The following is a 13,210-nucleotide window of genomic DNA, read 5'->3' as shown; positions in this document are numbered from 1 at the left end:
CTTAAGCACATTATTGGCGGTTAGGGGGGGGCTAGTGTGAGTTGCCCCTGATAACAGAAGTGTCTTGGTTGCTGCGTAAGAGGGTCGATAAACTGGATCTCTTTGGCGAGCAGTTGCAATGGCGTCGTATAGTTGTCCGCACTGAGCGGCTGTAACTCAGGGTAATACTTGTCATGCAAAATCGGCCAGCCTAGCGTTTGCATGTGAACCCGCAGCTGGTGGGTGCGACCGGTGACAGGGTGTAATTCAAACAAGGCTTGCTGGGTGGTTTGTTGTAGGCAGCGAATCACCGAGCGACTGTTGGCTTCGCCCTCAACCACCTGCATCCGAAAGCGTGGCTCGCTAGGCTCTATGCGATTGTTCATTACCCATTCTTGGCCTACAAGGCATTCGTCGCTGTGAATATTGGCAACGGCCTGATAGGTCTTATGAATCTGTTGGGTTTTGAATAGCTGATGATAAGAGTGACGAGAGTCAGGGTTGATCGAGAAAATCACCAAGCCGGCCGTGACTCTGTCCAAGCGATGAAGGGCTTGCAGTGTGTGAATGCCAGTGCGGCGACGTAAGCGATTTTGCAGACACTCATTCACAAATTGGCCACCAGGCGTAACGGCCAAGAAATGCGGTTTATAAGCCACCAAAAGATATTCGTCTTGAAAAACAATGGTTTCTTGAAACGGGATCTGAGGTTCATTGTCTACTTCTCGATAATAATACACCCTTTGCTGTGGCTGAAATCGAGTCGTTGCACTAATCAAGCTACCATCATGCCAATGTACCTTACCTGCCGCCATGCGCCGTCGCCACGTTTGTTCGTCAATATAAGGGAATTTAATGATCAGGTAGTCCAGCACAGTAACGACGCCGGGGTTGGTCTGAGGTAAACTCAGCTTTGAAGGGTATTCAGACATTGCCATACAGTGGTCAGACCTTAAGCGACAGCACAGATTAAGTGGCTGACTATAACATGGTCACCTTGTTACGACTGTGTTATCAGATGGCGGATGTTGTTTATTATTGAGCACAAATCCAAATGCATAACGAAAGAGAGCCAATATGGAACGTCCAACTAAGGAGCAGATCAAAGCCTTGCCTTTTTATATTGGCTTGGGTTTGTCGGATATTAAAATCATTGAAAACGCCCAGGACGCTGACCAAGCGTTGAGCGCATTAGCAAATGAAACTTGCCTTGGTTTTGACACAGAAACAAAGCCCATCTTTCGTAAGGGAGAAGAAAGCCCAGGGCCTGCGTTAATTCAGTTAGCAACGGAATCTTGCGCATATTTGTTTCCAACACGGTTTCCATTTGCCGTCGACGCCGCTAGGGTGTTGTTGAGTAATGAAGGCATTCAAAAAGTCGGTTTCGGCATCAAAGACGACAACAAGGCGTTGCGCAACAAACTTGATATAGAGATTGCGAATACGCAAGACCTGTCGGTCATATTGAAGAACAAGGTGGGCGAGAAAAACACCATTGGTGCCCGCGCGGCGGTGGCCATGGTGCTTAAGTTGTGCCTCAGAAAAGGCGCCCAAATTTCAAATTGGGGCGCTTACCCGCTGAAGACAAGTCAAATTTTGTATGCTGCGAATGACGCGCATTCTGCTATTTGTGTGGCTAAGGCGCTGGGCAATAAGTGATCGGCTGAATCGCTCCTTTTTCATGGCTGCCTTTATGAAGAGAAACCGCTTTTCAGCGGTTACCTCATTTCGTTGTTTTCGCGCTCTCATTACGCGTTTTTTCATCAAGCGCCTTGGCTAAATACGACGCCATTTCCTCTTTTGGTACCATGCCGCCGCCTGTGGCCCATATAAGGTGAGTTGCGTTGCGCATTGTTGCATCGTCCAGTGCAAAACGATGTCGATAGTCCGCGTCGTTTGATACCAGAATCGGCCCCATTATTCCCGCCAAAGCAGAGGGTTCCAATTGAATGTTTTCGAGTGCATCCATGTCGCCTAAATGTCGATACATGCGCTCATCGGATAGGGTGTAATAACCGTCGAGTAGGCGTTCCATTGCACGTCCGACAAACCCAGAAGCACGACCCACCGCCAAACCGTCTGCTGCGGTGATGTTATCTATGCCAAGGTCTTGCACTGAAATCTGGTCATGCAGTCCGGTGTGCACTCCAAGCATCATGCAAGGGGAGTGAGTTGGTTCGGCAAAAAGGCAATGGACGTGATCGCCAAACGCCATCTTTAGACCAAAGGCCACGCCACCAGGGCCGCCGCCAACACCGCAAGGTAAATAGACAAACAGTGGATGATGCTCGTCTACTGTGATGCCTTGCTGGTCAAACTGCTTTTTTAAACGCTCTCCTGCGACCGCGTAACCTAGAAACAAGGTGTGTGAATTCTCATCATCAATAAAGAAACAGGAGGGATCATTTTCGGCTTCTTGACGGCCTTGCTCCACGGCCACGCCATAGTCTTGGAGGTACTCAACGACGGTGACTCCGTGTTCTCGTAGCTTGTCTTTTTTCCATTGGCGAGCGTCGGCCGACATATGCACCGCCACCGAAAAGCCCAATTTAGCGCTCATTATGCCGATCGACATCCCCAGATTTCCTGTCGATCCTACCGCAATGCTGTGTTGCTGGAAGAAGTGTCTAAACTCAGGGGAAGCCAGCTTACGGTAATCGTCTGACACGGACAGCAAGCCCGCCTTAATGGCTAATTGCTCGGCGTGGGTTAGGACTTCATAAATGCCTCCGCGGGCTTTTATGGAACCGGAAATCGGCAAGTGACTGTCTTTTTTTAGTCGCAACGAGCCGCTGATGGCGGTTTGGTATTCTTCTTCAAGTTTGGCTTTCATGGCGGTGATTTCGATCACGTCAGATTCAATGATGCCATGACTTTCTGCGGTTTCTGGGAAGACCTGGGCCAAATAGGGAGCGAATCGAGCCAATCTGTCGCTGGCTTCTTGGATGTCTTGTGCACTGAGGCCAACATAAGGTAAAGCGTCTTTCAGGCTGGTGACATTGGGGTTAAACCAATGGGTTTCTTGCAAGTGGATGAGTTGCTCAAGCAATGGAAATTGGCGAATCAGTTGTTGTCTATCAATGGTGTTCATTTTAAAGGCCTAGATAAAAAGAACCCACTTTCTTATAAGCCATAAGAAAGTGGGTTGATGGCTTGCGTTACATGGGTTCGAAAACAGAGCCTAAACTGGGGACAAACAGCTTGTTGTACATGCGGCTGGCGTAATCATCGGTCATGGAAGCCATGTAATCACAGATAATACGCAGCCCGTCATGGCCCTCGTTAATGCTTTTTTGCCATTCGTTGGCAATTTCTCTCGGTAGCAGGCGGCTTGGGTCTGCGGCGAGGGCTTCAAACATTTCCAGTAGCATTTGCTGGCCTTTATAGACCAGCATTTGCACTTCTGGGCGCTGAATAATGTGCGCCATTTCAAAGTTTTTCAAGAGCGATAAAGCTTGGCGTTGGCTGTCTGGAAGCGTGACTTGAAAGCGCAATAGTGGATGTTCAAAGCGCTTGTCTTCAACCACTTGGCACGCGGTGATAAACCAACTGACTAGGCTGCCAATGGCTTCTTTGCGTAAATGACTTTGGCGGCTAAAAAGCTGAGTTTTAATGGTGTCTAGGTTGTCGCTCAAAAAGGACGATGGGAGGTTAGCCAGTTGCGGTTCTAGGTGTTCTGACCACATTTCTTTAGTGACCATGCCCAAGACGATGGCGTCTTCTAGATCATGTACCCCATAGGCAATGTCGTCGGCCAAATCCATGATGCTGGTATCAAAGCTTGAATGGCTCGATTTTCCATGGCTCTCTGGCGTAGCGCGAGTGGTGTGTTGCAAGGCGACCTTATCGGCCTCACTAAAGGGCGCGAGTACCCAATCTAAGAGTGTTTGCTCTTCTTGATAGACGCATTTAGGTGGTGCCCAATGGCTGGCTTTAAATTGTCTAAAGCGTGCAGGCTTCGCTGGGTAAGTACCGACCACATCATGGTGTAAAACGGGGTATTTTAAAATACCCAATAAAGTGCGACGGGTCACATCCATGCCGTATGTTGGCGAATAGGAGCCGCGCTTGCCTAAGATGCGTAGGGACTGAGCATTGCCTTCAAAGCCCCCATTTTTGTTCATCATGTAGTTGAGTGCTACTTCACCACCATGGCCAAAAGGTGGGTGGCCTATGTCGTGGCTCAGGCAAACGGTTTCGATTAGAGCGGCATCGGCGAGCCATTTTTGAAAAGGCGCATCCGGTGAAGCACTGTGCTTTAACTGGTGCACTAGGCCATTGCCAATTTGCGCCACTTCCAATGAATGGGTCAGGCGTGTTCGGCTGTAGTCGTTTTGGCGGATGGCCAGTATTTGGGTTTTAGACTGCAAGCGACGAAACGCCGCGCTATGAATAATGCGCGCCCGATCTCGTTGATAGGGCGTGCGGTAGTCATTTTCACGAGATTGTTGGTGACCGGATTGCCTCTCGTGCCAAGGCATCATCTCATCTTGCTCTATCGTCATGCTCATACTCTACGTATGTAAGGAATTATCAGTCTTTCATTAAAACACGACTTAGGTCAATGTGCCCACGAAAAGGCTTCGTCATAATGTCCCTAACTATAAGGAATCGTTATGTTAAATACGCATCATCTAATCACGTTTAAAACATTGGTTGAGACGGGAAACTTCACACAAACCGCTCAGCAGTTAGGATTGACTCAGCCAGCGGTGAGCCAGCATATCAAAAAGTTAGAGCAAGGGCTGGGCGCAACATTGGTGATTCGGCACGGTAGAACGACCGAATTGACGTGTGCGGGCGAAGTCCTGCTTAAGCACATTTTGAATTTGGAAGTGTGCTATGAGCGCTTTATGGAGAAGTGGCAACAAGAGGTCGTACAAGAGAGAGATCAACAGGCGGGATAATCCAGCCTGTTGATAGACTTAATGGATACTGTGTTTATTGCTGAGCAGTAGGGATCAAGTTGCCAATGTGTAGGCCACATTCTTTGTGCTCAGATTCTTCCCACCACCAACGACCTTCGCGTTCATGCTGGTTAGGCAGCACAGCACGGGTACAAGGTTCGCAACCAATGCTGACAAAGCCTTTTGAATGCAATTCATTGTATGGCACATCAAACATCTTAATGTAGTTCCAGACGTCTTCAGAAGACCAGTTCGCCAATGGGTTGAATTTATACAGTGTTTTCTCATCGGAGCTAAACGCTGAGTCGACTTCTGCAAATGCCAATACATTTCGAGTGCCTGGGCTTTGGTCTTTACGTTGGCCTGTGATCCATGCATCCAACGTCGCAAGTTTGCGTTTTAATGGCTGAACTTTACGAATGCCGCAGCACTCTTTATGGCCGTCTTCAAAAAAGCTAAATAAGCCTTTTTCACGAGTGAAGTTTTCAAGCGCTTCGTTATTTGGGGACAGAATGTCGATTTCAATATTGTAGTGTTTGCGAACTTGGTCAATGAAACGGTATGTTTCTGCGTGCAAACGGCCAGTATCTAGGGAGAAAACTTTCACATTCTTATTGGCTTTGACGGCCATATCAATCAATACAACATCTTCTGCGCCACTGAATGAAATGGCGATGTTGTCGAATTCTTTCATGGCGTTATGAATGATTTTTTGCGCTTCGTCTTCAACGTTATTAGCAACGAAAGACGTTAAGTCGAAAGTAGACATAGTCTGTTTTACCACTATCTAAATTTATGTTGGCTGTACCATAACAATTTGCGCCAGCGATGCAAAAGACGAAAGCACACTAACCTTATAATGGCTTAGCGTATATGGTTGGATAGGGTCTGATAAAGGCCGTACAAAATGCCCGCTGTGACGCCCCAAATGCGAATTCCCTGGTAGTTTATTTCAAAATACCCTCGTGCAACCGTCCCCAATTGTTTGGTCTTAAACTGGTAGTTACCGGGGTCTAATAAATAATCTAAGGGCACCCAATGGACCGATTTTACCTCATCTTCACACAAGCTCATTTCGCTAAAGCGGGTCATTTCAGCAATGATGGGCTTGATGCAATAACCAGAAATTGTACAGTATTCGCCGAGCTCACCAATCAGATCAAAACAGTCTGGCGCCAAGCCGACTTCCTCAAGCGTTTCTCTTAACGCCGTGTATTGAATACTGGCATCGTCGGGGTCATGTTTACCACCTGGGAACGATATTTGCCCTGGGTGATTGCGCATGTGTAAGGCACGCTTGGTCACCAGCACATTGAGTTGATCGTCTTCGGGTGAACGCCAAATAGGAATCAATACCGCCGCAGAGCGGTATTTTAATTTGTAGGCGCTAGGAGACAGGTCTTTATCTGGGTTGTAAATAGGGTGTACTTCTTGTGTCGTGTCTAGCGCAGCGCGTATCTCATCTAAGTTGGTTGAGATAGGAGGAGCGTTTAAAAACTGCACAATGTCGGACATACTACGGCCTATTTTAAAAAATCATGTTCAAGAGTATGAGTTAATTTACCTACTTTGGTAAAGGTTTCTTGGTACTCTTCTTGATATTTAGAGTCAGCAACGAGCCCACCGCCAGCCCAACAATGGATGCGCCCACGGTCTGCAACCAAGGTCCTAATGGTGATGCTGGAATCCATTTGACCGTTAACGCTGAAGTAGGCAATGGAGCCGCAATAAACAGAGCGCTCGTGAGGTTCTAACTCGTCAATAATTTCCATAGAACGAATCTTGGGCGCGCCTGTGATTGAGCCGCCTGGGAAACTTTCATGGAACACGCGAATGGATTGATCCAACCCTTCAATTCTTCCTTCCACGGTCGACACCAGATGGTGAACGTTGGCGTAGCTTTCTAAGGCAAATAATTTGGGCACTTTAATGCTGCCAGTAAGGCAGGTGCGACCCAGATCGTTGCGTAATAGATCAACAATCATCAGGTTTTCGGCACGGTCTTTCTCGGAGGCCAGTAAGGTGTCTGCGTTGGCTTTGTCTTCTGCTGGTGTCTTGCCGCGGGCAATGGTGCCTTTAATCGGTTTGGATTCGACGCGCCCTTGTTCACACAGCAAAAAACGTTCCGGTGAGTGGCTTAAGATGGCTTGTTGTTCACCCAGCTCCATAAACGCTGAGAAGGGCGTTGGGCAAACTTCTCGTAAGCGCAGGTAGGCGTCCATGGGGTCGCCAGCATAATGGCTGGAAAAACGCTGGGCCAGATTTACCTGATAGCAATCTCCAGAAAGAATGTAGTCTTTCACCGTGTCAAATTTGGTTTTGTATTCAAGCGCCGTCATATTAGAAACAAAGGGCGTTTTTAACACAAAACGCGGGCGACTTTGCGGTTCAATAGGGTCGCTGTTGAGCGCTGCAGGCGGGTTGAGAGACAGCGCCTTATTGATCTGCGTAAGCAGACTTTTTTCTTCTTGAATTGAACACCAAGGCGTAATAATAAGCTCGGTTGTGCTGCTGGTATGGGAGGAAACAATGCTCCAACCATAGAGGCCAACACTGAGTTGATCCAAGCTGATGTCGTGCAGCACGTTATCGGGCAGCGTTTCGACATAATGGCCGCATTCGTAGCCATAATAGCCCAGTAGACCGCCGGTAAAAGGCAGATCTTTGGGGGCATTTTTCGCCCATGGCTCTTGCGTGCTGAGCGTCAGCAATTGCTCAAGTGTCGACAAAGGGGAATCGCTGTCGGTTAACGTATAAAGCGGTGTGTCAGCTTGGTCGTCACGCCACTCAATATGGTGGGCACCTTGTTTGGCATAGATTCGCGCCAGTGGGTTTGCCACCAAGATATCAAACTTAGTGTCAGGGAAGGCGTGGTGATTGCTGTCCAATAAAGCGGGATAAGGCAGCGCCCGTAGGGCTTGGTATAGAGAAAGTAAAGAAGCCTGATAGGGCAGTGTTATCCGTTTTATTTCTGGCATAATGGAACCACGATTTCAAAAGTTTACAATTGTAGTCCTTTAATAAGGGCGACCACAGGGTTATTACAAGTGTCTGACGTACATTTTCTTAGTTTATTTAACAGTCGTATTGCCTATCGCCTTTATGAAAATAAAGACGCCACCACAGATCGCCACTGCTTATTGCTTCATGGCGCAGGTGTGGCGGGCGAAATTACCTACTCGCCGATACTTCCTTATTTCACAAATTGGCGTTGGATGCTGGTGCCTGACATCAAGGGCATGGGGGAATCGTTTCATCTGCATGGCAAAGAAGCCCCTGTCACCATCAGTGAGTTAACTCATGATATAGAAGCCTTGTTGGCGCATCTTAATTGGCAGGATTTTGATGTGGTGGGGTATTCATTAGGCGGCTTAATTGCGTTGAACCTAAACCATCGCCGAGTGATCTCAGGACATTTGCCAGTCAAAATGGCGTTGATGGAGCCCGCCTCCTTGGATCGAGAAGATTTGAATGCGCTGAGCGAAGTGCGCAAAAAGTACCGTCAAGCTTCGAGCATCATTCGTGAAACCGGTGATGTTGAGCAAGGGGTCGCGCACTTTATGGACGGCGTTTCGCCAAATCGGCGTAAGCATCCGGTGGCTGAGGCAACCACGCAATCGCGGTTGGCGCATCGCCCCCATGGTTTTTCTTATGCCTTAGACGCGGTCACCAATCATGTGGATGTGTTAGCGCAAGCGCCGGAGCACAGAGACGCCATGATTCGCTCTGCGAAAGAGGTGTTTTTGTTTTCTGGAGAGCTCAGCAGTGAGCAATTAAGAGAGCATTATCAAAAGCTGAGTGAGCAGTTTCCTGGCTGGCAACATAAGGTGATGAGCGCGTGCGATCATTCATTGCCGTTCCAAAAACCAAGACAAATTGCGAATCATATTAATCGATGGTTTGCTTTGAACTAGATTTTTCGCCTGAGGTGGACTGTAATAAGAACACAGGAAGCAAGACTGAGTAAGCAGCAAAACACTAAGGATGGTGTGATCTTGTTGCCAGCGTAGTCGTGGCTTTCTGAATGTATAAAGGCTAGAAACAAGGAGGTTTCTATGCAAAACAAACAAGGCTTTTCACTGCTTGAAGTGATGTGTGTACTCGCTATTTTGAGTTTGCTTGCGGTTATCGGCTCTGGGTTTATTATCCAGAACGCGCAAAGAAATGAAGACAAAGCGGTATTACTAGACGATGTTAAAAATCTGAGCAATGCCCTGCAAGAGGCGCGTTTATTGGCCATACAGTCAGGCGATAGCAGCTATGTCTGTGGTGGTGCAGATTGCAGGGGGAACTGGTCGGACGGCTTTGTCGTGATGCAGACAGAGCAATTTGGTGGCCTGTATCGCCGGGTTGTCTTTGATCATGAAGTCAATATTGCTTGGCAAGGTTTTCCCGCCAATAAATCTCGCATAACGTTTCTGCCTACGGGCTTATCCAGCTACCAAAATGGCACCTTTCTTTTCTGTTACCTCGATTGGCACACCCGCTTGGTTATTAATCAAAGCGGTCGTTTTTATGCCTCAGACATTGTTGATGTGAGTGACAGTGATGGGGCCTGCTTATGAGTCGCGGTTCTCTTTCGTTGCGCTCTTCCAGCGGTGGTTGGATCACTTTGGAGATTATGTTGGCTTTGGTATTGCTGTCGGTGGTGATGCTTGTGCTAGAGCGTCAATCTGCAAGGCAATGGCAAACGCTGCAACAAGGAGAGCAAGTCCGTCAGCTGCGTGACAATGCCGCAAAGCAAGCCTTAATGGTGCATCTTACGGGTTCTGAGTCTTGGTTAGACTCTGTCTACTCTTCTCGGCAGGGGCGTTATCCGGTCTGTGAGCCGTGCACAGGCGTAGAGTTTTCAACCTGGTTTAGCGCCACCCAGCACAGGGTTTCCGCCAAGGTGCAAGCGTTGGTGCCAGCAGATGAATGAGCAGCGTAAACACCTCCCACAATCAAGGTTAGCTGGCAGTATCTTGCTAGAGTTAATGCTGGTGTGTGCGCTGTTAGCAATCCTTTTGCCTTTGCTCGTGTCTCCTTTTTGGCAACTCCAAAAACGCCACTCTCTTATCCTGACGTATCTTGACCAAGCCAAATACCAAACGGCATTGGGGGCGCAATTCACCGCCCATTGGGCGCGATTGTTGCCCGCAGGGTGTTACCTTGATAGCACACTAAGCCTCACCATAGGGTCAGCTCAAAATGTGCCTGTGCGTTTATCTCAGCGCTCAATGTCGAGTCAATCGGATTGGCTAGAGGGGATGGATTACGGCGCGTGCCGAGTGTCATTAGACTCCATTCAAGCGCCTCTTATCACCAGCAATGATTGTGACTTAAACGTCGGTGAGTTAGTGCGTGTTGCAAGTTGTGAAGCCAGTGTGCAAGCGCAAGTGACGCAGGCGACGGATCTTGCGGTGCGATTTGATTTATTGGGCAACTCAGTGCTTGAGCAAACGGGAATACTCGAAACCAGAATGCCATTTTATTGGTATGTGGGGGAAGGCAAAAACGGTCAGCAAGCGTTGTGGCGTACGCCGACAGTAAGTGGCAATTCATTAGAGCTTTGGTCGGGGGTGATGGCTTTATCAGTGTCGCCCTTGCTGGATGAGGATCAGGATGGCTTGGTGGACACCATCGACTCTCGTTATGGGAGCTATTCGTTGAGCAAGGTACGAGCCTTGTGGGTGGAATACCTCTATGAGTTAGAGCCATGCCAGGCGGCGACACAGATTCCGTTGGCTCAGCAATATCAGACGTTACGCGGTGAGCGCTGGGAATACCTAGCGCCTTGTCAGGGCGTGGCTAATCAAATCATTGTGCTTAATGGATTTGGCTGAATGGCGATGACAAAACACAGGTCTTTACAGGGTTGGGTTTCCCTGCCTATTTTGGTGTTATTGATCACAGTCGCTGGGTTGTCATTGGCTTATCAGCAGCGCTTAGAAGCGCATTTTGTGTTTCGTTCGACGCTTGATTCGCTCACCAAAAGCACGCAGTTGTGGCAGGCTTTTGAGGGATCACAGGTCGCATCGGTTGATTTTTCATTGGCGACAGAAAGTCTGTGCCAAGGATTTTGCCCATTAACGTCCAATGCCTACATGGCCAACGCGAATGTCTGGCGTCATGGCGAAGATGCTCTGATGTATCAGTGGCGTTATTACAGCCATGATGAAAATCGGCGTTTTTATCGCTTGTGCGCACGCCACCAGCAGCAAAATTATTGCTGGTGGTGGCAAGAACACAGACTCATCAGTCGAGGTTTTGTTAATACCACCAACTAGAAGGTCATCAGCAGTAGGCGCTCTTTAATAACTTAAGACGACGTTTTGTGGAACGCTTGCAAATGCTCTTTGCTGCAAAAAGAATTGGCATCTTGGTCATGAATCGCATGGGACTTTGGCACATGGGTTTTGCATTGTTCACAGCGAACCATGCTTTCTTGGTTTTCCTGCTTCGTGGTATTAGCAGGAGAATCAGGCTTATTTGATAGCTTCGCGCGTTGAAAAGCGAGCACTTGGCGGTATAACCACCAGCCAATTGCGAAAATAGCAATAAAAACGATCAATCGGACGATCATATACTTTACCTAGGTTGGGTAATTCCAGACAATAAAGGCATATTCTAACAGAGTTAACGAGATAGCAACTGTATGACATTACGAGTAGCAATGGCCCAGCTGGATATGCTGGTCGGCGACATAGCAAAAAACACACAATCTGTGATCGATTCGGCACACAAAGCCCGCGATAACGAACAAGCGGATGTGATTGTTTTCCCTGAGTTAACCTTAACAGGCTATCCACCAGAAGACTTATTGCTGCGTCCCAGTTTAGACCCTCGCATCGAATCTGCTCTGCAACGCATTCTAGATGAGGTTCATGACATTTATGTTGTTGTGGGTTACCCAAGACGCATTGATGGTGAATTATTTAACTGCGCAGGGGTTATCTATCAAGGCGCCATGTTGGCGGAATACGCTAAGCAAAAACTGCCCAACTTTTTGGTGTTTGATGATAAGCGTTATTTCAGCGAAGGCCGTGAAGCGGGCATTCTTGATATTAAAGGCGTGAAAGTCGGATTAAGTATTTGTGAAGATATTTGGCACCCAGAGCCGATTGCTCAAGCAAAGGCGGCTGGCGCAGAATTGATTCTTAATCTGAACGCATCGCCTTACCACATTGAAAAAATGGGCGAGCGTGAAGCGTTATTACACCAACGCGCCACTGCAGTCAGCTTGCCGATTGTCTATGTGAATTACATGGGCGCGCAAGATGAGTTGGTGTATGAGGGTGGCTCTTTTGTGGTGAACGCAAAAGGCGAAAAAGTATCACAAGCCCCTTGGTTTGAATCGGGTTTATATTGTGTCGACTTCATTGTTGATGAGACCCAACCTAACAAGGTTGAGCCTGTCGCTGGCCCGATTGCGCCCGCGTTAGATGTTGAAGCCAGTGTGTATCAAGCCATGGTGTTGGGCTTGCGTGATTACATTGAAAAGAACCGTTTTAAAGGCATAGTGTTGGGCTTGAGTGGCGGCATTGATTCTGCGTTGTCATTGGCCGTTGCGGTGGATGCGATTGGTGCAGACCGTGTTCAAGCGGTCATGATGCCATACACCTACACCTCGTCTATCAGCTTGCATGACGCAGAAGAAGAAGCAAGGCTATTAGGCGTGAAATACAGTGTATTGCCGATCGAACCTATGGTGTCTGCGTTTAGTGATGTGTTGGCGCCAGAGTTTGAAGGACTTGGAAAAGACACGACGGAAGAGAATTTACAGGCACGTACGCGCGGTGTGGTGCTCATGGCCATATCGAATAAGAAAGGCTTGATGGTGTTAACCACAGGAAACAAGAGCGAGATGGCGGTTGGCTATGCGACCTTATATGGTGACATGGTGGGCGGTTATTCTGTTTTGAAAGACGTGTTTAAAACCCTGGTATTTAAGCTGTGTCGTTACCGTAATACTCTGGGTTATGTTATTCCTGAGCGTGTTATTACTCGTCCGCCGTCTGCGGAATTAGCACCGGATCAAAAGGATGAAGATTCTCTACCAAGCTACGATGTGTTGGATGAGATCTTGCGCATGTACATCGAACAAGACTTAAGCGCTGAAGCGATCTTGGCGACCAATCAATTTGATCGTGATACTGTGTATCGGGTGCTGCGTTTGGTGGATGTTAACGAGTATAAACGCCGTCAAGCGCCGACAGGGGTTCGAGTAACAGGGCGCGGCTTTGGTCGCGATCGTCGTTACCCGATTACCAACGGTTGGCACATTGGCGAGTAATGTTACGCGATGAGCGTTGTTTCGCATAAAAAATGGCCGCGTATTGCGG

The 13,210-nt window shown here is 48.2% G+C and carries 15 protein-coding genes; 8 read left to right on the top strand and 7 right to left on the bottom strand.

The genetic code is table 11. The annotated features are described in order from the left end of the window. Window positions 1–20: 20 nt before the first annotated feature. Window positions 21–917 carry a pseudouridine synthase gene (locus ACIGBN_RS04965; protein ID WP_396663959.1) on the bottom strand — a complete coding sequence of 299 codons (897 nt, stop codon included), beginning with the start codon at window positions 915–917 and terminating at the stop codon, window positions 21–23. A gap of 139 nt (window positions 918–1,056) precedes the next feature. On the opposite strand from ACIGBN_RS04965, the gene ACIGBN_RS04960 reads away from it, so the two are divergent. Continuing rightward, entirely contained in the window at window positions 1,057–1,638 is a 582-nt protein-coding gene (locus tag ACIGBN_RS04960) for a 3'-5' exonuclease (protein ID WP_396663957.1), read from the top strand. Window positions 1,639–1,702: 64 nt separating this feature from the next. On the opposite strand, the gene ACIGBN_RS04955 is transcribed toward ACIGBN_RS04960, so the two are convergent. Further along, the gene (locus ACIGBN_RS04955; protein ID WP_133002991.1) at window positions 1,703–3,070 is read right to left on the bottom strand and encodes a D-serine ammonia-lyase; all 1,368 of its coding nucleotides are present in this window, start codon (window positions 3,068–3,070) and stop codon (window positions 1,703–1,705) included. A 67-nt stretch (window positions 3,071–3,137) separates the two neighbouring features. Beyond that, on the bottom strand, window positions 3,138–4,484 hold the full coding sequence (locus ACIGBN_RS04950; protein WP_396663954.1) for an anti-phage deoxyguanosine triphosphatase: 1,347 nt from the start codon (window positions 4,482–4,484) through the stop codon (window positions 3,138–3,140). Window positions 4,485–4,595: 111 nt separating this feature from the next. Here ACIGBN_RS04950 and ACIGBN_RS04945 point away from each other — a divergent pair, with 111 nt between their 5' ends. Next, window positions 4,596–4,886, top strand: a complete 291-nt coding sequence (locus ACIGBN_RS04945; RefSeq protein ID WP_133002993.1) for a LysR family transcriptional regulator — start codon at window positions 4,596–4,598, stop codon at window positions 4,884–4,886. A gap of 34 nt (window positions 4,887–4,920) precedes the next feature. On the opposite strand, the gene ACIGBN_RS04940 is transcribed toward ACIGBN_RS04945, so the two are convergent. From ACIGBN_RS04940 to pabB, 3 genes are all read right to left on the bottom strand, one after another. Then, window positions 4,921–5,655, bottom strand: a complete 735-nt coding sequence (locus tag ACIGBN_RS04940; RefSeq protein WP_133002994.1) for a phosphoadenylyl-sulfate reductase — start codon at window positions 5,653–5,655, stop codon at window positions 4,921–4,923. 95 nt (window positions 5,656–5,750) lie between these two features. Further along, window positions 5,751–6,401 carry a CoA pyrophosphatase gene (locus tag ACIGBN_RS04935; RefSeq protein ID WP_133002995.1) on the bottom strand — a complete coding sequence of 217 codons (651 nt, stop codon included), beginning with the start codon at window positions 6,399–6,401 and terminating at the stop codon, window positions 5,751–5,753. An 8-nt stretch (window positions 6,402–6,409) separates the two neighbouring features. Then, window positions 6,410–7,864, bottom strand: coding sequence for an aminodeoxychorismate synthase component I (gene pabB, locus ACIGBN_RS04930; RefSeq protein WP_396663951.1), 1,455 nt, complete (start codon window positions 7,862–7,864; stop codon window positions 6,410–6,412). Between the two features lie 69 nt (window positions 7,865–7,933). Here pabB and ACIGBN_RS04925 point away from each other — a divergent pair, with 69 nt between their 5' ends. The 5 genes from ACIGBN_RS04925 to ACIGBN_RS04905 all read left to right on the top strand — a co-directional run bounded on the left by ACIGBN_RS04925 (window position 7,934) and on the right by ACIGBN_RS04905 (window position 11,155). Next, window positions 7,934–8,800 carry an alpha/beta fold hydrolase gene (locus ACIGBN_RS04925; protein WP_133002997.1) on the top strand — a complete coding sequence of 289 codons (867 nt, stop codon included), beginning with the start codon at window positions 7,934–7,936 and terminating at the stop codon, window positions 8,798–8,800. A gap of 141 nt (window positions 8,801–8,941) precedes the next feature. Next, window positions 8,942–9,451 carry a GspH/FimT family protein gene (locus ACIGBN_RS04920; RefSeq protein ID WP_396663949.1) on the top strand — a complete coding sequence of 170 codons (510 nt, stop codon included), beginning with the start codon at window positions 8,942–8,944 and terminating at the stop codon, window positions 9,449–9,451. Further along, window positions 9,448–9,807, top strand: a complete 360-nt coding sequence (locus ACIGBN_RS04915; RefSeq protein WP_396663947.1) for a hypothetical protein — start codon at window positions 9,448–9,450, stop codon at window positions 9,805–9,807. The genes ACIGBN_RS04920 and ACIGBN_RS04915 overlap by 4 nt, the downstream gene beginning before the upstream one ends. After that, the gene (locus tag ACIGBN_RS04910) at window positions 9,800–10,711 is read left to right on the top strand and encodes a hypothetical protein (protein WP_396663945.1); all 912 of its coding nucleotides are present in this window, start codon (window positions 9,800–9,802) and stop codon (window positions 10,709–10,711) included. Before ACIGBN_RS04915 ends, ACIGBN_RS04910 begins: the two co-directional genes overlap by 8 nt. Then, the gene (locus ACIGBN_RS04905; RefSeq protein ID WP_396663943.1) at window positions 10,712–11,155 is read left to right on the top strand and encodes a hypothetical protein; all 444 of its coding nucleotides are present in this window, start codon (window positions 10,712–10,714) and stop codon (window positions 11,153–11,155) included. A gap of 32 nt (window positions 11,156–11,187) precedes the next feature. Here the strand turns inward: ACIGBN_RS04905 and ACIGBN_RS04900 are convergent, their stop codons facing one another. Next, complete coding sequence (locus tag ACIGBN_RS04900) at window positions 11,188–11,451, bottom strand: PP0621 family protein (RefSeq protein WP_396663941.1); 264 nt, start codon at window positions 11,449–11,451, stop codon at window positions 11,188–11,190. 72 nt (window positions 11,452–11,523) lie between these two features. Here ACIGBN_RS04900 and ACIGBN_RS04895 point away from each other — a divergent pair, with 72 nt between their 5' ends. Further along, the gene (locus tag ACIGBN_RS04895; RefSeq protein ID WP_133003002.1) at window positions 11,524–13,161 is read left to right on the top strand and encodes an NAD+ synthase; all 1,638 of its coding nucleotides are present in this window, start codon (window positions 11,524–11,526) and stop codon (window positions 13,159–13,161) included. Window positions 13,162–13,210 lie beyond the last annotated feature (49 nt).

It is taken from the genome of Marinomonas sp. NPDC078689, from assembly GCF_044542435.1.
In the GTDB taxonomy this organism is placed as follows: Bacteria; Pseudomonadota; Gammaproteobacteria; order Pseudomonadales; family Marinomonadaceae; genus Marinomonas; species Marinomonas arenicola.
Note: the sequence above shows the minus strand (reverse complement) of the source record. Positions and strands in the feature narration are given on the sequence as shown.